Genomic DNA, 21,210 nt, shown 5'->3' with positions numbered 1-21,210 from the left:
ATGATCATCGATGCACATATTCACTTTGACCAATACAATATAGATCAGCAAGAGTTAATGTTAAAAGAATTGCACCTAAATGAGGTATCACATGTCATTGCTGTTTCGACGGGTTTACAATCATGTAAAGACAATTTGGCTTTATCAAATAAAGACCAGCGCATTTTGCCCGCTTTCGGCTTCCATCCAGAACAGTCATTATCAGATGAAGTGCAAGAAAAGCAGCTGTTCCAATGGATTAAAGAAAACAATGAGAATATGATTGCTATAGGGGAAGTAGGGTTACCTTATTATTTAAATAAAGAAAAAGGTATCAATTATCAACCGTATATTGACTTACTCGAAAAATTCATTGTTTTAGCAGCAGAGCTCAAAAAACCTATCGTTTTACATGCAGTCTATGAAGATGCCAAAATGGCTTGTGACTTATTAGAAAAACATCAAGTATCTGCCGCACATTTTCACTGGTTCAAAGGAGATAAACAAACTGTAGATCGAATGATTGCTAATGGATACTTTATTTCCATTACGCCGGACGTTCTATATGAAAAAGAAATCCAAAGTCTTGTTCAACACTATCCACTTGAACAAATGATGGTAGAAACAGATGGACCTTGGCCATTTGAAGGACCTTTCGATAGACAAATGACCCACCCCAAAATGATTAAAGCTAGTATTGAAAAAATAGCACAAATAAAGCAGCAACCTATTGAACAAGTAGGTAGTGTGCTCTATGAAAACACGAAAAGGTTTTATAACATAGACTAATTTTATATAGAAAGAACTCCTCTAGATCACTTGATTTGGAGGAGTTTTTTTATATGGGGAATCACTCGCGTTCTCCCCAAATTTACTCGCGCATTTCCGAATTATATCCGCGAGTAATACTATTTGCGTCTCCATAGCCAATAACTGAATGATTGCCACCTGTTTGAACCCACCCAACTTAGTAAATACTGAATTCAATTGGCTTTTTAAGAGGAGGCATAGGATGAGTAAGCTACCTTGGGTGGTGACGCAAGAATGGCATGATGTGTATTTTCTTCATTGGCCGATTGCACCAGAGGATATACGGCAATATGTTCCGTTAGAACTGGAGATTGATACATTTGAGAATAGAGCTTGGCTGGGAATTGTATTTTTTGAAATGAAGAAATTAAGAACAAGATTTATGCCACCAATTCCGAGCATAAACACCTTTTTAGAGCTAAACGTACGAACATATGTGAAATATAAGGGGAAATCAGGGGTATATTTTTTTAGTTTAGATGTCAATAACAGGGTCGTTGCTCATCTTGCAAAAGTTGGGGATTTCTTGCCTTTTCGTTATGCGAATATGACTTCGAAGATAGATCAAAATGTAGTAACTTTTCAAAATAGAAGTGAGCATACAGGACAGGATCCAGAGGTATTGATTGCATCTGTTGAGGCAAAACTTGAACCCACCCTGAGAACACCATTAGAATACTGGCTAACAGAACGCCATCATTTATGGACGAAAGTAATGGGGAAACTTATACGACAATATAATGGTCACTCACCTTGGATCTTGCAACGAGTACATTGTACTGTTCATGAAAACTCGATGGCGCCATTTCTTATGTGTAATGTCCAAGAAACTCACCCAATAGCGCACTTTTCAACATACAAAAAAGCTTTCCTTTACTTACCGGTAAAAGAAAGCTAAATAATATCTAGCATATTTAAACAGCAACTTCGCTCATCAAAACTTCATCAATCAACAAGACCTGTAAAAGAGTGGATAAAATTGCTTGATGATTCCTTCTGCGATCATGTCGGACATTTGCATTGCTTCCATTACAATCTGGTCAAATACAGCAATATCTTCTTTATATTTTTTCTGAATCATATTGACGGCTTCTTGTTTCGTCAAGCTTAAGTGGGTATAGAACATTTTTTGAACTTCCGATTTACTTAGATAAGGATTAATACTGGTTAAGAACAAAATAATGTCGTCTCCATTTTTATACCATTCTTTCTCTTTTGCAGCTGCTGTCGCTGTATCACCTTTGACAGCAGCTGTTACCAGTTCTGCCGCGATTGTTAGGTGGTCATGGATAAGTGAGGCATATCGATCTGCAATTTGATCGCCGTAAAACGGTCGGAGAGAATTTCCTAAGTCTGTCGCATTTCTTAAAAGACGTTCCACAACAAATTGTGCATTTGGTAAGTTAAATACGATACTCGTAATAACTAATCGGGTCCAATTGACATGCTCCATCCAGAGGAGGCGATTCATATTTAAAAAATCGACTTCAGCCTTACATCTACAGCGGTTATCATAAATGGATGGTGGTTGTTGAAGGGAAAAATGAACAGGAGCAGTGTATTGAGAGTATGGTTGCCCATACATCTGCCCTAAAGAATATGAGGTATTGCCGCTTGAATAAGGATACAAATTTACATCCCCCTTCTAATTAATAAGATGATTACCAATGTGGGAAATACGCCTATAAATTAGAATATGCTGACTCTCTCGATATGGATAAAAAAGTCGTACGCCGGAAACTCATTCAAGAATAAGCAGAATGCAAAATAAATACATACAAAAATAATAAAATCCCTAATAAGTTGTTAATAACCATATGAAATAACAAAAGGAAAAAAATCTATCTCTTTATGGAAGATAAACAAAAAAATTTTAATCATTTATCATCAAATCATTTTCACAATCAGAGAAGGTATCAGGCAAGGTTAAAATATTCATTGACTACATTAGAATCTATTGATAAAGAGCTGATTGTTGATATGCTTTCTACTTTGGATTCGGATATCAACTTTACCACGATACGACGAAGAATTTCGTCTTCTAACAAACGTATAAAGTCAAAATTCAAATTATTAGTTTTCGCGTCACTGTATGCCTTGATTAATAGTTTATCTGATAGTGTTTCCATTGATTATCTCACCTCCAAGTAAATAAAAGATTTTGTTCTAATATATGAAACGCAAGAATATATTAATAGTTGCTAAGTTGTACACTTAATTTATCAAATTGTTTAATACAAGACAACCAGCCACTTATCCACAAGAAACCGTGGATAAATTGTGATTAACCTGTGTGGATAAATGCTAAAGTGTAAATAAAATGGTGTGTATAATGTGTATAAACTTATCCACAGTTTCCTAGATTGTGGAAATTTGTCGAAAAGTTTTTATGGAAATATCGCTTTTATTTGTAATTTCGAGTTGAATCTTCTATGGAATCAGAATAAATCGATTTACTGCTTGGGGAATAACTCGGAGTTTTTCCGTTAATGGTATTAATATAAATAGAAAATTGCAACAGATTGAGGTGCGTTAATACGAATACATGTTTTGAGTCGAAATCAAGGGCTTAAGATGGGGATTTAGAAGATAGCTTTATATGTTTTTTGAACATACATAGTCGCTCTATCATTTGAATTTTGAAATTATCGTGAATCAGTTGTTCACCTTTTTTTCGAGATGAATAACCAAATCTGAATATGGAAAAGTAGATAGGTTGATATGTTCGTATTTAAAAATCGAAATGAATTGATGAAATTGATTCAATAGATAAATAAATTTCCCAATACACCATCTTCTGTTCAAAAATGAACCATTTCAAAACAATACCGTCTATTCTATAGAAGAATCTCATTTAAACACAAATGTATATTATAGAGGAAAAGAATAATATTACGTATAAAGGTTGATCAATGATAGCGATTACTTTAGAAAGGCTAATGTAAGTAGAACATACATTGGAAATATGCTAAAATAAATGGCGATACGACAAAGAATTGGGAAATAATAAGCTTTGACATATCCAAGATTCAAAGCAGAGAATTACAAATAAATGATTGAACATTATTTTAGAAGAGGTGCTAATACATGATATATGCTGGTATTTTAGCAGGCGGTAAGGGTACACGTATGGGAAATGTCCCAATGCCTAAACAATTTTTACATTTAAACGATAAACCTATTATTGTTCATACAATTGAAAAATTTATACTAAACAAACGTATTGATTTGATTATCGTTGCAACCCCAAAAGAATGGGTTCGTCATACAAAGGATACCATAGAAAAGTATGGATTAAATCTTCCTATAGTAAAAGTAATTGAAGGTGGAGCCGATCGTAACGGTACAATTATGAATATCATTAGCAATATTGAAGGAATAGCTCCAGTTGACGATAACGATATTATTATTACGCATGATGCTGTACGTCCTTTCTTAACTCATCGAATCATTGAACAAAATATTGAAGAAGGTTTGCTTAATGATGCGGTAGATACAGTTATTAGTGCAGTCGATACAATCGTTGAATCTACAGATGGCGAATATATTTCGTCTATACCTGTGAGAAGTCATATGTATCAAGGCCAAACACCTCAAACATTTAAAATTACAAAATTAAAAGAACTATACAATACATTAACGGAAGAAGAAAAAGAAGTTTTAACTGATGCTTGTAAAATTTTCGCGATTAAAGGGCATCAAGTGAAGTTAGTACGAGGCGAAACATTTAATATTAAGGTGACAACACCATACGATTTAAGTGTTTCAAACGCAATTTTGAAAGGAAGTATGGATAAGTGATTAACCAAGTTTATCGATTAGTATCTCCAAGACAAATTGAAGTCACTTACAAAGATAGCTCTATTACAGCTGACAAAGTTGTTGTTCGTCCAACAAATTTATCAATTTGTGCAGCAGATCAACGTTATTATACAGGTACTCGTGGCGAAGAAGCCCTGAAGAAAAAGCTACCAATGGCACTTATTCATGAAGGTGTTGGAGAAGTAGCTTATGATCCGAAAGACGAATTTCCTGTAGGAACAAAAGTAGTGATGGTTCCAAACAAACCGGTTGAAGACGACCCGTATGTTGCTGAAAATTATTTAAGTACAAGTCACTTTAGATCAAGTGGTTACGATGGTTTTATGCAAGATTATATTTTCATCCGTCGAGATCGCCTTGTTGTGTTACCAGATGATATTGATATGAATGTAGCTGCCTATACAGAGCTTGTTTCAGTAGCTGTACATGCGATTAGTCGTTTTGAAGAAAAAGCTATTAATCGTAGAGGTTCATTTGGTGTTTGGGGAGATGGAAATCTAGGATTTATCACATGCCTATTCTTGAAAACACTATACCCAGGCTGTAAAGTAACAGTTTTCGGTAAAACAGATTATAAGCTAAATCATTTTTCATTCTGCGATGAAGCCATTTATATTAACGATATTCCAGAAGGGTACGAAATCGATCATGGTTTTGAATGTGCAGGTGGTAAAGGTAGTCAGTATGCCATCGATCAAATCATTGATCTGATAAAACCGGAAGGATCAATTGCATTACTAGGAGTAAGTGAATACCCGATTGAGATTAATACACGTATGGTTCTTGAAAAAGGTATTACATTAATTGGCAGTAGCCGAAGTGGTGTAGCCGATTTCCAAAGAACAGTTGATGTTTATAAGGAACATCCAGAAGTTGTTGATTATTTATCAACACTAATTGGGCAAGTAATAGAAGTTACCTCTGTTCAAGATGCATTAAATGCTTTTGAATCAGATCTTTCAAGTTCGTGGGGCAAAACCGTGATGAATTGGAAGATTTAAATATGGGTATTCTCAAAAAGATACACTATAAAATTCAGTGGGTTTATAGAGTAATCTTTCAGTATTGCTATAAGATCATGACTATATTTCGGCCGATTCAAAAAAATAAAGTTGTCATTCCTTTATATCGCCAAAAAGTACTTGAAGGCAATTTAAAGGCGGTTTATGATGAATTGAAAAAAAGTCAGCCACAGCTGGAATTTCAATTCATCATACCAAGCAATAAGACGAACCTAAAATTGTTCAAAGAAATTGCTTATATAAGTAATGCGGAGTATATATTATTAGATGACTATTATTTACCTATATACTTAATACAACCTAGAAAAGGCACAAATGTAGTGCAATTATGGCATGCTGCAGGGGCATTCAAAAAGTTTGGATATAGTACTGTTAATACCAAATTTGGCCCTAGTAGTGACTATCTAAAAGCTATTCCAGTACATTCCCATTACACACATGTATTCGTATCATCTGAGAATATGATTCCTTATTATGCAGAGGCTTTTAATATGTCGCAAAATAATATTTTCCCAATAGGTGTTCCGAGAATCGATTTTTTTACAGATGAGCAACTTGTAAAACAAACGAAGCAGAAAATCTTTAATACACTGACGTTAGAACAGCAGCATATGGTGAAAGTTTTGGTTGCTCCAACATATAGAGCGGATAGCCATTATAGGGAATCAGATATGGATATGATGGAAGAATTAATAACCATATCAAAGACAATTGCAAAAGATAAACTGATTATTTTTGTAGGGCATCCATACATTGATAAAGATAAATTTCAAAAGCTTCAGGAAACAGGTAATGTTTTCCTTGGTAATCAATTTTCTACAAATGAATGGATGTTAGTAGCAGATGCTTTTATAACAGATTATTCTTCGGCGATTTTTGAATTCGCACTTCTCCATAAGCCACTGGCTCATTATGTTCCGGATTTAGAAGAATATAAAAAAAGTCGCGGTCTATACAACGACATCGAGGTTATTTCAGACGGTACCGTTTTACAAAGCCGAAAGCAACTTTTAGAATGGATTAACCAAAGAAAAGCTGGAGAAAGTTTCGATACGAGTAAAATGATCCACTATAACTTCTCTCAAACAGAGGATATTGCGAAGGGTATTGTGGAGCAATTAATGAAATAGACGACAAGATAGACAGGAAATTTAAAAGGGAATCCGAATCCCTTTTAAGTTTTCTGTCTATTTTTTTTAGGTTCTTTATAATTATCGTAATACAAAAACTCTTATGTATAATAAAAAACGCTATGTATGTGGTCATTGTCAAAAGAGTAAGACCAAAAAAGCCCCAAAATATTGTTATTAAGCAAATGAGTCAATTTCATAATTCAAAGTTTTGTTAAAAAACACGAACATTAAATATAGACCATTGTCATATGCCATATCTATTAAAAGCATTGTCTATAGAGCGGAAGATGGCGACTCCTGCGGGAAAGCGAGACAGGTGAGACCCCGCAGGTAGCGAAGCGAACGAGGAGGCTCAACGCTCGCCCGCGGAAAGCGCCATCTGCAGCGGCATAATATGTAAATAATACGAATAAAATAGAATTCGAATTATTAAAAAGTATATTCAGAAAAATAAGCATTTATGAAATTGATTCAAATATAAAGAAATAGTGATTCATATAGGTCAAGTTGAATTAAAAGTTCATCCCGACATTTATCTTAGAACCAAAAAATAATTGAAAAAATAAGCAATAAAATATTTCATTTTTCTGATTTATGAGTATAATTATTACAATAACTAAAATTCAAATATTACGAAAGAAGGATTTTTTCCATGTCTTTATCAATGAATCCACATATGGATGAACTAGGCTTGCCTGGTATTCGTAAATTTTCAAATCAGTTAGTCAACTATCCAGATGCGATTAACCTAACCATTGGTCAACCGGATTTCCCGACACCTGAAGCAGTGAAGCAAGCGGGTATTCGAGCGATTGAGAACAATTTAACAACTTACTCATCAAATCCAGGTTTAATCGAATTACGTAAAGCAGTGGCCGCCTTCTTCGAAGAAAAATATAATTGTCACTACAAACCTGAAGATGAGATTCTAGTAACAAATGGTGCAACACAAGCGATTGATTCTGTTTTCCGTTCCATCTTGGAAGTAGGGGACGAAATCATCTTACCAGCACCAATTTATTCAGGATATGAACCAATCATTACGTATTGCGGTGCAAAATCAGTTTACTTAGACACAACAGATACAGACTTTCAGCCATCTGCTGAGCGCTTAGAAAAATTAATCACACCAAAAACAAAAGCGGTATTATTTAACTTTCCGTCGAACCCAACAGGTGCTACTATTTCACATGAACAAATGGATGCTCTTGCTGAAGTGTTAAAAAAACATGATGTCTATGTAATTTCAGATGAAATATACAGTGAAAATACATTTGTTGGAGAGCACCGCTCATTTGGTTCTTACGAAGAGTTAAAAGATAAATTATTCCTAATCCATGGTTTATCAAAATCTCATTCAATGACTGGCTGGCGTATCGGCTTCTTAATGGCAGATGCAAGATTAATAGGAGAAGTTGCGAAGATTCATTCATTCAATGCTATCTGTGCAGCACTTCCTAGCCAATATGCAGCCATTGAAGCATTAACCAATTGTAAAGATACACCACAAGAGATGAATAAGAGCTATATTAAGCGCCGCGATTATGTTTATGATCGTCTCATCCAAATGGGCATTGAAGTGAAAAAACCAAATGGTGCATTCTACATTTTCCCATCTATCAAAAAATTCGGCTTAACATCTGAAGAATTTGCACTTCGCTTGATGAAACGAAAAGAGGGAGGCGTTGGTGTCATCCCAGGTTCCGTCTTCACACCATATGGTGAAGGCTACCTACGAATTACGTATGCATATTCGGATGAAGAATTAAAAGAGGGAATGGACCGTCTAGAAGCGTTTATTCAAGCATTGTAATAGAATTATCTCAAAAGCCCCGATTCTGATGTAATGGAATCGGGGTTTTAGTTTCTCATTTAACCTACTCAAGTTCAAAACAGAAATTGCGAAGAAGATGTAAAGTGAATGACATGTCGATTAAATACGTATAAATGACTTAAGGTACATAGTATCCCTTGCATCAAATTTTAAGAAGATTATTATTAAGATGAAATGAAAAAACTGTATCCACAAGGAGGTTTTATAATGAAAGTAACTGTAGCAATCCCTGCGTATAATGTAGAAAATTATATAAACAAGTGTCTAGAATCTGTAATTCACCAATCTTTAGGACAAGAAGAATATGAAATTATTATCGTGGACGATGGTTCAGACGATAATACAAAAGCAATCATAGCATCCTATTATGAGCAATACCCGAAACTTATTAAGCCAGTTTATCGAAATGTAAATTCAGGTGGAGCAAGTATCCCTCGAAATGATGCTATGGCATTAGCGAAAGGTGAATATATATTTTTCTTAGATGCAGACGACTATTTGGCTGAAGAAACTTTGGAGAGAATGTATCATTACGGAAAACAACATAATTCAGATATTATCATTGGTAAATATGTTGGAGTGAATGGACGAAAAGTGCCGAAAGCAATTTTTGAAAATGGAAATGTACCAAATGCCGAAATTATTCAAAATAGCCTTTTCTACGCTTTGTCTGTTTTAAAAATGTTCAAGTTAGAAAAAATTAAACAACTAAGTTTAACTTTTTCTAAGGAAGCGATTGTTGCAGAGGATCAGGCTTTTACCGTCACAATGTTATGCAATACAGATCGAATCTCAGTATTAGCAGACTATGACTGTTATTTCATCACAAAACATGACAAAGGGCATTTATCAGATGTTGAACTGAATGCACCACTATATTTTGAATTGATGTCTAAAATTATCAAAACCATTTACCAAGGATCCGTTGGCGATTTGGAGTATAAACATCGCTTAGTAGGGAAATTTGTAACAAGAATGTTTAGACATGGCCAATTTCAAGACTTTTATAAAGATACAAAAGTGTCAGAAGCTGAAAAAAGAAATCTGTTATCTTTATATTCAACTTTCGTAAATTTACACGTTCCTAAACAAGCTGACCAATATGTAACCGATATTTTTAGTGAGAGATTAAAATATATTCGAGAAAATGATTTATATAAATTAACAATTGGGGAAAAACTAATTGCAATAACAAATGTTATGACAAAATTAAAAAAGGAAAATAAAGAGTTGAAAAAAGAAATAAGGATGTTGAAAAAGAAGGAATATATCAATTAAAAATTGCATGAATAATGGTGGATTTTATTAGTTTTTTGAGTAGAAACTAGTATTTTGTCGTTATATCGATGAAATTCACTGGAATGAAAACTAAAAAAACTTTATAATGGATAAAGTCATGCAACAATAGCAAGTGTAGATACATCACTTTTTATATAAGTTTTCAGTTGTTTAATGATCATTATTTTATATATGATGTTCAAGAAGGTACTATTTTTATGTCTTATGAATTGAAAAAAGTAAAATAATATTCTTTAAATGATTTAAATCGACAAAAACATACTTCCAATCTATGGTAAAAGAGGTACACAGTTTTGAATAAGCTAAACAAAGTGAAAAAAAAGTTTCGAAAAAAACTAGATAGAAAATTCAAAAAAGAAATTTTCCAAATGCTATACAAATTCTTTTGTATATTGCCTATTAATCACAATAAAATCTCTATTCTATCGGACAGTCGTACAACATTAAGTGACAATTTTAGATTCGTATATGATGAATTAGAAAAAAGACATAACTACGAATACTATTTTCTATTAAAAGGCAGTGTACAAACACGTAAACGTTATTTAGAAATTATTAAATTGGCATATAATATTGCAACTTCAAAAGTCATTATGTTAGATGACTTTTATCCAATGATCTATCCATTGAAAATCCGCAAAAATGCTGATCTAGTACAAATTTGGCATGCAGTAGGTGCATTTAAAACATTCGGCTACAGCCGCGTTGGAAAAGTTGGAGGACCAAATCCAAATTCTCTAAACCACAAAAACTATACAAAAGTTATTGTAAGTTCATCAAAAGTCGCGCCTTTCTATGCAGAAGGATTTGGTGTTTCTGTAGATAAAGTTGTTCCTACTGGAGTTCCTCGTACCGATATTTTCTTCGATGAAATCTACAAAAAAGAGAAAAAAGAGCATTTATATGCCAAACATCCAGAGTTAGAAGGAAAAAAAGTTTTCCTATACGCACCAACTTTCCGCGGTAATGGACAAACAAGTGCACATTTTCCAGCGGAGATGCTTGATTTAGATCGCGTGTACGAAAAATTGGATGATAACAGTATCTTTCTTATTAAGATGCATCCATTCGTGAAGAAAAAAGTGCATATACCTGTCGAATACCGGGATAAGATTAAAGACTATACAAAATATCCAAGTGTCAATGATTTACTGTTTATCACAGATGTCCTTATTACCGACTATTCATCTGTTTGTTTTGAATATGCATTATTAAATAAACCAATGATTTTCTATTGCTTTGATTTGGAAGAATATATTGAAACTCGTGACTTCTATATTCCATATCAAGATTTCACACCAGGTCCAATTGTTCGCACATGTGATGACATGATCGATAAAGTAATGGAACTAAAAGATGTTGAAAAAGTAGATTATAAGGCTTTTACAGATAAATTCTTTGAAAGCTTAGATGGTAAATCTACTGAGCATGTTGCTGATTTAATTGATTCTTGTATGACATCTAAATCCTAAGGAGTGTTTACAAATAACATGAAAAAATATTTAATACGATCGGGGACTACCCCTTTTCAAACTTTTAGCGCTGCAGAAATGATTGTAAACAATTCAATCGGCGGAAACGTAGGGAATTTAATTTATGCATACAGTGTATATAGAACGTTGATGACAGATGATGACGTTACATTCGTACCGGACAATTATCAGATTAATCCTAATAAAGCAGATTATATCAACGAAAACTACGATGCATATATCATCCCATTAGCCGATGCTTTCCGAAGTGATTTTATACCGTCTATGAAAAAATATACAAAGCTGATTAAAAAGCTGAAAATTCCTGTTTATGTAATCGGTGTAGGATTACGAACAAAATTTGAGCCAAAACCAGATGATAAATTTGAATTTGATGATGTTGTTCGAGATTTTATCAAGGCAGTATTAGAAAGATCATCAATGGTAGGGGTACGCGGACAAATCACTTCAGATTACCTTTCAGGATTAGGTTTCCGTGAAGGCGTAGATCATATGGCTATCGGTTGTCCATCCATGTATACATTTGGACGAGAACTAACAATTAGAGATACGATTATCACGCCAGAATCAATGGTATGTGTGAATTCTTCACGTTTATCACCTAAAAACGTGCTAGATTTCATCACAAGAAGTATGGACGAACTTCCAAATCATTACTTTATCCCGCAATGGTTAAAAGAAATGAGATTGACTTATTTAGGTTTCCCTAATATTCAAAAGATTACAGATAACAACTATCCTGGTAAAATAACAGACGATGTTTATGTCAATAATCGTGTACGATATTTCTTGAATGTTCCAACATGGTTAGATTTCTTAAGACAAGCTGACTTTTCTTTTGGAGCACGACTACATGGTAATATTACAGCGACAATTGCAGGTACACCAAGTCTATTAATTCCAAAAGATGGTCGTATGCGCGAACTAACAGAGTATCACCACTTAACACATGTTTGGGCAAAAGATATTGATGAGAATACAAATATTTTGGATCTCATTGAAAAAGTGGACTTCCATCAAGTATCGAAATACCAAGGTGCAAATTTCGATCGCTATATTGATTTCTTAAACTTAAACAATATCGATCATATTTATAAAGACGGAAATCAACCAGCACGTGTTCCATTTGACGATGCATTGGCGAAAATCGATTTGCAACCACCGCTTGAACCAATCACAAGCTGTAATATTCAAGAGGCCATTAAGCGTTTTGAAACATTAACAACACTTGAAGAAGCCAAATTGGGCAATATAGGTATAGATACATCAGGTCACCACAAAAAACTTGCTGAAAAAGATAAACAAATTAAACATTTGCAAGGTACATTGAATCGTAAATCAGTTCGTGCAGTATTGAAAGTTGCCGATATGTTTGCATCTATAAAATCATAGTTTAATAGTTTAATATAAAAAAGGCTAACGAATTCGTTAGCCTTTTTCTTTAAGTGATATTTCATTGTTGAAATCAAGAAAACTATTTTGACATTAAATCTTTTTTTATCTGTGTAGTTGAAATACCTTCTGTCCGGGGTAGGTAAATGACTTCGCAGTAGTCTTTTAGAAAATCGAATTCACCTGTCCAATCATACCCCATTACAAAAATATCAATATCATGGTCTTTGACATCTTGTACTTTTTGTTCCCAAGTTTTCTCTGGAATTACTTCATCTACATATTTGACAGCTTCTAAAATCGTTTTACGGTCTTCGTAGCTATAGTATGCTTTTTTTCCTTTTAAAGCGTTAAATTCGTCATTTGAAATGGCAACAACAAGATAATCGCCAAGTGCTTTGGCACGACGGAGAATATTGATATGTCCTACATGCAGAAGGTCGAACGTGCCATAAGTAATTACTCTTTTCATAATGTGTGCCTCCATAAATGTACTAGTGCGTATTATAGTACATCTTATACAAAAATAAAAAGTGTTCCATTATCAAAATAATTTAAAGCTTATTTAATAAATAATCCACTAATTTACTGCTTGCATGGCCATCCGAGTACTTATTCCATGAAGCAGAGAATGCTTTAATTCGCTCTATATCAAAATCCTCTTTTTGTAGAACATATACAAGCTCATCATCTGTTGATACTACGGGGCCAGGTACTAATTCATTGTAATCTGTCCAGAAACCACGTTCCATTTTATATTCTTGTAAATCATATGGATAGAATATTTGCGGTTTAGAAAGTATAGAAAATTCAAATGGAATAGATGAATAATCGCTAATGACATAATCTGTTATACATAATAGATTATTTATGGAAACATCATTTGCAACAGACACGATATTCGGATGATTATAGTTCGGCATCTTGTGTGCAACAGCAGGATGCAATTTAATCATTAGTACATAGTTTTTGCCAAGATGGTCAATTATATCCTCGAAATTCAAAGGAACACTTTGTGCCTCAAGTTGTTGATCTCGAAAAGTTGGTGCATATAAAACGACATGTTTACCTTCCACCACTGGATATTTTGCCAGTACTTCTAATCTTGCAGATTCCATGGCAACTGTATCATAAAAGAAATCAGTACGAGGAATACCTAAACGTAAAAACTGATGACTTTGCATCTCGAATGCTGCTTTGAAAATTGGGATCATTTCATCCGAACCAACTACAACTTTGTCCATACGTTTATAAACGCTTTTAAATCGACGAATAGCAACTGGTGAACGAAAAACAACACTAGGATCTTGCATACCAAATTTTTTGACTGCTCCCGCCGCATGCCATAGTTGAATACATTCGACATCTGGGCGAAAGTTGGTTACACTCAAAACCGGAAAATAGTTATCGACCAGTATGATCGGAGCTGTTGCCAAATGGTAAAGTCCTTTTATATAATCCACAAAGTTTGTAGGTTTAAATGATAATACAGCATGTAAATCAGATTTGTTAAAACTTTCCTTACATTTGCCTGTTTTTAAAACCACAACATCCTTAAAATCACGTTTTACAAGTTCTTCTACAACATATCGCGCATTATCGCCAAAATCACACAATAATACGATTTTTTTCTTTAGAGGAAATATATTAAAAATAGAAAAAATGCATTTATTTATAAATAAAAATAGTTCAATTACCCATTCTTTTCTCATTCATTCACCCAATCTAGAAATTCTCATCTACAGATTATATCATATTTCATAAAATTTTTTCTGAAAAGAAGCCAAATACAAGTCGAAATGTATCGTATTTTATCGATAATGAAAATTTTGTAACTCGTTATTTAACAAAGGAATTAGCTTAGAAAAGTAATATAGGGAAAATTATCACGTGTGTTAATTATCCAGTTTTATCCATCGTGAAATGGAGAATCAACCGATACCCGCTACGGATTGCTCGCTTTCCTGCGGGCGTGCACTGAGCCGCTTCGGGGCAACAGGATGTTGGTCACGGAGTCGTTGCCACAGGACGTGGCGTTCTTAGACTCCGTTCCTTTACCGCTACGTGCAGGGTCTCAGCTGTCACGCTTTTCCCGCGGGAGTCGAGCAATCCTCCGCTACAATTAATAAACAATAAGACACAAGCATCTTGAAAGTAAGATTACAGTAGAATATTTTTCCTATTTTATCCTACTCAACACGCTTGGAAAATTATATTTTAAATGGACAAAGTATTTTAGGAACAGGAGCAGAAGGATATATCGATATGCATCGGGTGACGAGAAAAACAAATCAGTTTTTGTGGCTTTTTTATAAAAAAAGATTCTACTTTTCCTAATTTCTATAGCCAATCACCCACGTTTCATCCCCAAAATCTATTTCTGATAACTATAAAAAATCCCAGCATCCTTTCGGAATATTTCCCATTATTATGTTATAATTATCAAGTGTTTTTCTATGGATATAAAGAAACAATTTATGTAAAATTATTACTGGAAAACGAATAATCACCTATATATGAAACATTTAATTTCCGAGTAACGTTTTATGTTAGAAGTTCAACCAATTAGGAAGTTCACCAAAAACACATTATCTAAATTCAGGAATTTTAATATTTCAATCAATAATCCATGAGTAATAGAAAAGGTTATGAAAAATCACCAAATTAGCTATACTTATAAGAAAAACAAAATTCTACTAGTTCACACCAAATTCAATATATGAAATTGAGGAAAAAATCGAAATGAGAGCACTTATAAAAATTATAAAAGAACAAGTAAATTCTTTTTATTTGATTATGCGCTTAGCAAGTTTCCAATTGCGCATTGACAATCAGAATAACTATTTGGGCTTTGCATGGGAGATTCTCAACCCAGCAATTCAAATGGCGATGTATTGGTTCGTCTTTGGTTTCGGTGTACGAGGAACCCAAGAACTAAACGGAGTGCCATATATCTTCTGGATGTTAGCTGGAATCTCGTTCTGGTTCTTTATCCAAAAAGCAATTTTAAATGGTTCCAAATCCATATACCAAAGATATTCAATGGTCGCCAAGATGGACTTTCCGCTATCGGTACTACCTAGCTACATTATTATGAGCAAATATTACGGACACCTAATATTAGTCGGCATCATCATGGTCGTCTTTTGGATTAATGGATACTATCCAAGTGTATATTACATACAGCTAATATACTTCTTGGCCATGAGTTACATTCTTGCATTTGCAATTACACTTTTAACATCTACCATAACTGTTGTAGTTCGAGATATTCAAATGATAATTCAATCACTACTACAAGCAATGTTCTTCCTATCACCAATTCTTTGGGATCGTTCAACGCATATGCCTGAATGGATTCAACACATCTTAATGTTGAACCCATTCTATTATCTAGCAAATGGCTATCGTGCGTCATTGCTATACAATGATTGGTATATCGTGTCACATTGGGAACTAACACTATACAACTGGGGGCTCATTTTATTTTTACTATTAATTGGTTCAACAGCACACTATAAGTTCAGAAACCGCTTCTCTGACTTTATCTAATAACCGTATGGAGGAGAGTATTCATGGCGGAATCAGTTATTATCAAAAATGTAACAAAAACGTATCGTATGTATAAAACTAAGGGTGAGCAGCTAGGCGATTTAATTTTCCCTGGCAAAAAGGGAAGTAACTTCAATGCTGTCGAAGACATTTCCTTTGCAGTAGAAAAAGGGGATGTCGTTGGTCTTGTTGGTATCAATGGTTCAGGGAAATCAACCCTTTCCAATATAATCGGTGGCCTTGTTCCACCAACTTCAGGCGAGGTCATCGTCAATGGCGAAGTAAATGTTATCGCTATTAACGCGGGACTTAGCAACCAACTAACAGGTATTGAAAATATAGAGTTCAAATGCTTACTCATGGGCTATAGTAAAGAAAAAATTGCCAAAGTTATGCCTGATATTATTGAATTCTCAGAGCTCGGTGACTTTATCTACCAACCCGTAAAAAAATACTCAAGCGGTATGAAATCCAAACTCGGCTTTGCCATCAGCGTCACAGCCGACCCGGATATTCTGATCATCGACGAAGCTCTTTCCGTTGGGGACCAAACCTTTGCGGACAAGTCACTTGCTAAGATGAACGAATACAAGAAACGTGGCAAAACAATTTTCTTCGTCAGCCATAACTTAAACCAAGTACGTAGCTTCTGTACGAAAATTGCTTGGATTGAAGGTGGCCATCTAAGAGAATTTGGACCGACAAACGTAGTTATGAAAAACTATTCGGATTTTATCAAAAAATATCACAAATTACCTGCATCAGAGCAAAAAGCATTCCGAGACAAGCTTGCAGATAGACGCAAACATATCAAGAAGTAACTGGATGAATAGTGAAGATTAAATACGAGAATTCAGGGTCAAGATGTACTCGAAGAAACTCGCCTGTAAAACAGGACTATCCAACTTACTTAGAAGCAAATCACGGGTTGATTCTCTATCAATCCGTGATTCACTCTTTTTTCTTACATATCACAAAAGGATGTGACTCTCTAATGAAAAGAACAATATTTATGACAGCATGGGACATGGATGTTGAAAAAGGCGGCATCAATAAAGTAATGCTTCAGCGTTCAGCTCTATTCTCAAACAAGGACTACCGTTCCGTTTTGCTTACAATGGACTTTAAGATGAACTACCATGAAATTGCATCAGAACTACGTGCTACTGGACAACTAAGTAAAGATGTAGACATCATCAATGTCAACGATTACTATCGTGAAAAATTCGCTTCAAAAGAAGTATCAAGCGAACAAAAAGAACGTTACGAACAAGCTATTAAAAAATATGAAGGCGACTACTGGGTACAGGATGCAGGCTCTTACGCTCGATATTTCATGAACGGTACCTATATCAAATATAAGCAATGGGATGATGATGGCGTCCTGAAATTCATTGACTATTTTGATGAAAATCGTGTTCGAATAAGAAAAGAAGAATTTCATCGTGATGGCTATAAAATTAGGGAAACATTGTATCATCCAGCCAACAACAAAAAGAACCAAGAACGCTACTTCACACCTGATGGTTTCTGTTTTTTAACCATGTGGTTTAATCACGAAAATGGAAAACAACAACGCATCTACTTATTCGACCCATCGCACAAAAAAGTAGAGGATTTTAATAATCGTGTAGAATTCCATAGGTACTGGCTTGAAGAACTTTGCCGCACCGAAGTAGTCAAACCAGTCGTAATCGTAGACGAAGCAGCAACAGCAGAACGTGTCATTAAGATGGATGACGACCTAGCATACAAAATCTATATGCTTCACTCAAACCATTTTGAAGAACCATATACACTCGGTAGTCCATATCGCAATGCAGTAAAACCGATTTTGGACATTATTCCGAAAGGCTACCCAGTTGTCGTTTTAACCGAACAGCAACAAATGGATTTACACAAAGAAATAGGTAACCGTGGCAACGTCCTTGTCATTCCAAACTGCGTTGAGCTACCAGTAGCAAAAGTAGAAAAAGATCCACTACTTGTTTCACTTGTAGCACGCTACACAAAAGACAAACGTATCGACCAAGCAATCGAAGCATTCCTAGAGGTAGCACGTGATGTTCCAGGTGCCAAACTCGAAATCTACGGAGCAGGCGATGAAGAAGACGAACTAAAAAAATTAATAAAAAAATTAAAAGTGCACCATAGCGTCAAACTAAAAGACTACACAAATCGCATGGACGAAGTATTTGCTAAATCAGCAGTCTCACTTGTCACTTCGAAAGCAGAAGGATTGAGCCTTGCCATGCTTGAATCATTAGCCAACCGTACGCCGGTGGTCAGCTACGAAATCAACTACGGACCAGCCCAAGTCATCAAAGACGGCGAAACTGGTTATCTCGTACCAGACGGAGACATCGAAGCACTAGCAGACCGCATCAAAAAGCTATTAGAAAACCCAGACGACGCCAAACGAATGGGCGACAACGCCTTCAACCTAATCAAAGAATCATACACACCAGAAATTTACTACGATAAATGGCGTGACCTAATCGAACAAACAATTGCTGAAGATAAACAAAAACCACTTTTATAAATAAGCAAAACCAGCCTCAGAATCAATTGAGGCTGGTTTTTGTTTAGAGATTCCACACGTGGCCGATTCGGAGAAGGTATAAAATGCTCCCATTGTCCGTGACAAGAAATCCAATCACAACCAGAATCCAAGCCGCGTAATGGAGTTAAGTAGTGCAAGAGGGAGGCCGAGTGGTGCAAGCTAACCTCTGAGTAGTGCAAGTCTGACTCTGAGTGGTGCAAGTCATTGAATGAGTGGTGCAAAAGCAGTTGAGTGGTGCAAGTTAACTTTTGAGTAGTGTAAGATTGACTCCGAGTGGTGCAAAAGCAGCTGAGTAGTGCAAGCTAGCCTCTGAGTAGTGCAAGTCTGACTCCGAGTGGTGCAAGTCACCGAGTGAGTAGTGCAAAAGCAATTGAGTAGTGCAAGCTAATTTCTGAGTAGTGCAAGTCTGACTCCGAGTAGTGCAAGTCATTGATTGAGTGGTGCAAGAGCAGTTGAGTAGTGCAAGCTAGCCTCTGAGTGGTGCAAGCGTGACTCCGAGTGATGCAAGTCATTGATTGAGTAGTGCAAAAGGAGTTGAGTAGTGCAAGTTAACCTTTGAGTAGAGCAAGTCTGACTCCGAGTAGTGCAAGTCCCATCCAGCGTAGTATTCAACTAAACACCCCCCTCCCCTCGACAACTTCCGATATAAAATGGCATCCCATGTTTAAATCACTCCCAATTTAGGTTACAATAACCATATATAACAATCCCTCGAAAGGAGAGCACAATGAATAGGACTATTAAAATAATTTGCATGATTCTAACAATCCTACTATCCACGGTCTTTATCGCACACGGACAAGCCTCTGCAGAAGAATCGAAATCTTTCGTCAAAACAGAGGTCAACGAGATTGCCCACATCAAATCTAAAACCGACAAAATCTACAAAAGCCCTGACAACAAAGATGACTTCCAATTAGCCGAAACCACCTACACCAGCAGAGCTTATTACGTCAAAAGCAAAACGACAATTAACAAAAAAACGTATTATCAACTATTCCAAGGTTCCAAAGAAATCGGCTGGGTAGCATCAGGTGACTTAAAACGCAATACACGTACACTGCTAAATACGACAAAATCCACTGTATACATAGCAGGTTCAGGACAAGCCTACAACATGCCTTGGGGTGGTACGAAAAACAAAGTCTTCACATTAAGTGATTATCGTGCGAAAGCATTTAAAATCACTCGTACCGAAACAATTGGCACAACAACATGGCACCAAGGTACACTAAACGGTAAATCAGTATGGATCTCAGCAACAGATGTAGAAACAAATCCATACATCGCACTAAACTTAAGAAAACCATCCGACATCACGGCAAATGAAATGCGCGCTTTCTTATTAAGTAAAGGGAAATTACCAAACAATATCCTTTATAAACTAGCACCAACATTCGTCACATTACAAAAAGAAGCAGGCATAAACGCACAATTTATGTTCGCACATGCCATTTTAGAAACAGGGTGGGGCAGTTCCACCATCTCACAATACAAAAACAATTATTTTGGCTATCAAGCATATGATACTTGCGCACTTACTTGTGCAAAATACTTCCCAACAGGTAAAGACGGTTTAACTGCATATGCCTACAAAATTTATCGTGATTATTTAACAACAACAGGTCCATATTATAACGGCCCTACACTGCTTGGCATGAATGTCAAATATGCAACAGACAAAGGGTGGAGTGAGAAAATCGCTAATTTGATGGCGCAAATGAAACCTTATAGCAGCTCTGATTATAATGACAAAGAAGCAAGCACTAAGGTATTCCCAGCACCTCAAGAATACGATAACGTCATTCCAGATACAAAAACTCAACCAGAGCAATATCGTGCCATGCCATCAAGCATTACAGCAAAAGTCGATGTATCAGCAGGAGCAACTGTCTATAGCCTGCCATACATTTACTCAGCACAATATGGCACCTACCAAAAGGGTAAGAACATTACACTAAAGGCGTATCATACAGACGTCCGGGATTTCAAAAATGCAAGTGGCCAACCAGTCCGCTGGTACCGCATCCAGTATAGCGGTAAACAAGCATGGGTTCGCAGCGACCAAATCGCAGTCTCAAACTTAGGCTTTACAAGCGACACTGCAAACCTAAGAGACGGCGCGGATACAAAATATACAAAAGTAGCATCAGTCAACAAAAACATGCCAATCAAATTCGTCAAAAAAGACAACAAATACGTCACTAAAAAAGATAAGAACAAAACCACTTGGTATCAAATCTACAAACCAGGCACCACCAAAAAAGTATGGATCAGTGGTTCGCTTATTCAAATGTATAACTAACAAAAA

General features: G+C 35.5%; 17 protein-coding genes. 13 read left to right on the top strand and 4 right to left on the bottom strand.

Annotation, left to right across the window (positions count from 1 at the left end; all coding sequences use genetic code 11):
* Nucleotides 1-768 carry a TatD family hydrolase gene (locus ACIQ4I_RS14060; protein ID WP_403096936.1) on the top strand — a complete coding sequence of 256 codons (768 nt, stop codon included), beginning with the start codon at nt 1-3 and terminating at the stop codon, nt 766-768.
* A 223-nt stretch (nt 769-991) separates the two neighbouring features.
* The gene (locus ACIQ4I_RS14055; protein WP_403096935.1) at nt 992-1,687 is read left to right on the top strand and encodes a YqjF family protein; all 696 of its coding nucleotides are present in this window, start codon (nt 992-994) and stop codon (nt 1,685-1,687) included.
* A gap of 51 nt (nt 1,688-1,738) precedes the next feature.
* Here the strand turns inward: ACIQ4I_RS14055 and ACIQ4I_RS14050 are convergent, their stop codons facing one another.
* Nucleotides 1,739-2,374 carry a hypothetical protein gene (locus ACIQ4I_RS14050; RefSeq protein WP_403097419.1) on the bottom strand — a complete coding sequence of 212 codons (636 nt, stop codon included), beginning with the start codon at nt 2,372-2,374 and terminating at the stop codon, nt 1,739-1,741.
* Nucleotides 2,375-2,705: 331 nt separating this feature from the next.
* Nucleotides 2,706-2,918, bottom strand: coding sequence for a sporulation histidine kinase inhibitor Sda (gene sda / locus ACIQ4I_RS14045; RefSeq protein WP_403096932.1), 213 nt, complete (start codon nt 2,916-2,918; stop codon nt 2,706-2,708).
* Nucleotides 2,919-3,876: 958 nt separating this feature from the next.
* On the opposite strand from sda, the gene ACIQ4I_RS14040 reads away from it, so the two are divergent.
* The 7 genes from ACIQ4I_RS14040 (at nt 3,877) to ACIQ4I_RS14010 (ending at nt 12,784) form a co-directional block, all read left to right on the top strand.
* Nucleotides 3,877-4,590 carry an IspD/TarI family cytidylyltransferase gene (locus tag ACIQ4I_RS14040; RefSeq protein WP_403096929.1) on the top strand — a complete coding sequence of 238 codons (714 nt, stop codon included), beginning with the start codon at nt 3,877-3,879 and terminating at the stop codon, nt 4,588-4,590.
* Nucleotides 4,587-5,612, top strand: a complete 1,026-nt coding sequence (locus tag ACIQ4I_RS14035; RefSeq protein ID WP_403096926.1) for a ribitol-5-phosphate dehydrogenase — start codon at nt 4,587-4,589, stop codon at nt 5,610-5,612. The genes ACIQ4I_RS14040 and ACIQ4I_RS14035 overlap by 4 nt, the downstream gene beginning before the upstream one ends.
* Before the next feature lie 2 nt (nt 5,613-5,614).
* Nucleotides 5,615-6,763, top strand: a complete 1,149-nt coding sequence (locus ACIQ4I_RS14030; RefSeq protein WP_403096925.1) for a CDP-glycerol glycerophosphotransferase family protein — start codon at nt 5,615-5,617, stop codon at nt 6,761-6,763.
* Nucleotides 6,764-7,418: 655 nt separating this feature from the next.
* Entirely contained in the window at nt 7,419-8,579 is a 1,161-nt protein-coding gene (locus ACIQ4I_RS14025; RefSeq protein WP_403096922.1) for an aminotransferase class I/II-fold pyridoxal phosphate-dependent enzyme, read from the top strand.
* Between the two features lie 228 nt (nt 8,580-8,807).
* Entirely contained in the window at nt 8,808-9,878 is a 1,071-nt protein-coding gene (locus ACIQ4I_RS14020) for a glycosyltransferase family 2 protein (RefSeq protein ID WP_403096920.1), read from the top strand.
* A gap of 314 nt (nt 9,879-10,192) precedes the next feature.
* Nucleotides 10,193-11,371, top strand: coding sequence for a CDP-glycerol glycerophosphotransferase family protein (locus ACIQ4I_RS14015; protein WP_403096917.1), 1,179 nt, complete (start codon nt 10,193-10,195; stop codon nt 11,369-11,371).
* Nucleotides 11,372-11,389: 18 nt separating this feature from the next.
* Nucleotides 11,390-12,784: a polysaccharide pyruvyl transferase family protein gene (locus tag ACIQ4I_RS14010; protein ID WP_403096914.1), complete on the top strand. Its 1,395-nt coding sequence runs from the start codon at nt 11,390-11,392 to the stop codon at nt 12,782-12,784.
* An 82-nt stretch (nt 12,785-12,866) separates the two neighbouring features.
* On the opposite strand, the gene tagD is transcribed toward ACIQ4I_RS14010, so the two are convergent.
* Nucleotides 12,867-13,256, bottom strand: coding sequence for a glycerol-3-phosphate cytidylyltransferase (tagD, locus tag ACIQ4I_RS14005; protein ID WP_403096911.1), 390 nt, complete (start codon nt 13,254-13,256; stop codon nt 12,867-12,869).
* A gap of 82 nt (nt 13,257-13,338) precedes the next feature.
* A complete protein-coding gene (locus ACIQ4I_RS14000) occupies nt 13,339-14,496 on the bottom strand; it encodes a CDP-glycerol glycerophosphotransferase family protein (protein ID WP_403096908.1) in 1,158 nt (385 codons plus the stop codon).
* Between the two features lie 1,030 nt (nt 14,497-15,526).
* Here ACIQ4I_RS14000 and ACIQ4I_RS13995 point away from each other — a divergent pair.
* The 4 genes from ACIQ4I_RS13995 (at nt 15,527) to ACIQ4I_RS13980 (ending at nt 21,204) form a co-directional block, all read left to right on the top strand.
* A complete protein-coding gene (locus ACIQ4I_RS13995) occupies nt 15,527-16,336 on the top strand; it encodes an ABC transporter permease (RefSeq protein ID WP_403096905.1) in 810 nt (269 codons plus the stop codon).
* Between the two features lie 23 nt (nt 16,337-16,359).
* Nucleotides 16,360-17,157: a teichoic acids export ABC transporter ATP-binding subunit TagH gene (gene tagH / locus ACIQ4I_RS13990; protein WP_403096902.1), complete on the top strand. Its 798-nt coding sequence runs from the start codon at nt 16,360-16,362 to the stop codon at nt 17,155-17,157.
* 173 nt (nt 17,158-17,330) lie between these two features.
* Nucleotides 17,331-18,878: a glycosyltransferase gene (locus tag ACIQ4I_RS13985; RefSeq protein ID WP_403096899.1), complete on the top strand. Its 1,548-nt coding sequence runs from the start codon at nt 17,331-17,333 to the stop codon at nt 18,876-18,878.
* A gap of 748 nt (nt 18,879-19,626) precedes the next feature.
* Complete coding sequence (locus ACIQ4I_RS13980) at nt 19,627-21,204, top strand: glucosaminidase domain-containing protein (RefSeq protein ID WP_403096896.1); 1,578 nt, start codon at nt 19,627-19,629, stop codon at nt 21,202-21,204.
* Nucleotides 21,205-21,210 lie beyond the last annotated feature (6 nt).

The organism is Rummeliibacillus sp. NPDC094406 (genome assembly GCF_044763875.1).
In the GTDB taxonomy this organism is placed as follows: domain Bacteria; phylum Bacillota; class Bacilli; order Bacillales_A; family Planococcaceae; genus Rummeliibacillus.
This window is presented reverse-complemented; position numbering and strand designations above follow the sequence as displayed.

Coding starts and splice junctions, on each gene's coding strand:
- ACIQ4I_RS13985 (WP_403096899.1), top strand. CDS start 17,331: ATGAAAAGAACAATATTTATGACAGCATGGGACATGGATGTTGAAAAA.
- ACIQ4I_RS13980 (WP_403096896.1), top strand. CDS start 19,627: ATGAATAGGACTATTAAAATAATTTGCATGATTCTAACAATCCTACTA.
- tagD (WP_403096911.1), bottom strand. CDS start 13,256: ATGAAAAGAGTAATTACTTATGGCACGTTCGACCTTCTGCATGTAGGA.
- ACIQ4I_RS14025 (WP_403096922.1), top strand. CDS start 7,419: ATGTCTTTATCAATGAATCCACATATGGATGAACTAGGCTTGCCTGGT.
- ACIQ4I_RS14010 (WP_403096914.1), top strand. CDS start 11,390: ATGAAAAAATATTTAATACGATCGGGGACTACCCCTTTTCAAACTTTT.
- ACIQ4I_RS14000 (WP_403096908.1), bottom strand. CDS start 14,496: ATGAGAAAAGAATGGGTAATTGAACTATTTTTATTTATAAATAAATGC.
- tagH (WP_403096902.1), top strand. CDS start 16,360: ATGGCGGAATCAGTTATTATCAAAAATGTAACAAAAACGTATCGTATG.
- ACIQ4I_RS14020 (WP_403096920.1), top strand. CDS start 8,808: ATGAAAGTAACTGTAGCAATCCCTGCGTATAATGTAGAAAATTATATA.
- ACIQ4I_RS13995 (WP_403096905.1), top strand. CDS start 15,527: ATGAGAGCACTTATAAAAATTATAAAAGAACAAGTAAATTCTTTTTAT.
- ACIQ4I_RS14040 (WP_403096929.1), top strand. CDS start 3,877: ATGATATATGCTGGTATTTTAGCAGGCGGTAAGGGTACACGTATGGGA.
- ACIQ4I_RS14055 (WP_403096935.1), top strand. CDS start 992: ATGAGTAAGCTACCTTGGGTGGTGACGCAAGAATGGCATGATGTGTAT.
- sda (WP_403096932.1), bottom strand. CDS start 2,918: ATGGAAACACTATCAGATAAACTATTAATCAAGGCATACAGTGACGCG.
- ACIQ4I_RS14060 (WP_403096936.1), top strand. CDS start 1: ATGATCATCGATGCACATATTCACTTTGACCAATACAATATAGATCAG.
- ACIQ4I_RS14050 (WP_403097419.1), bottom strand. CDS start 2,374: ATGTATGGGCAACCATACTCTCAATACACTGCTCCTGTTCATTTTTCC.
- ACIQ4I_RS14030 (WP_403096925.1), top strand. CDS start 5,615: ATGGGTATTCTCAAAAAGATACACTATAAAATTCAGTGGGTTTATAGA.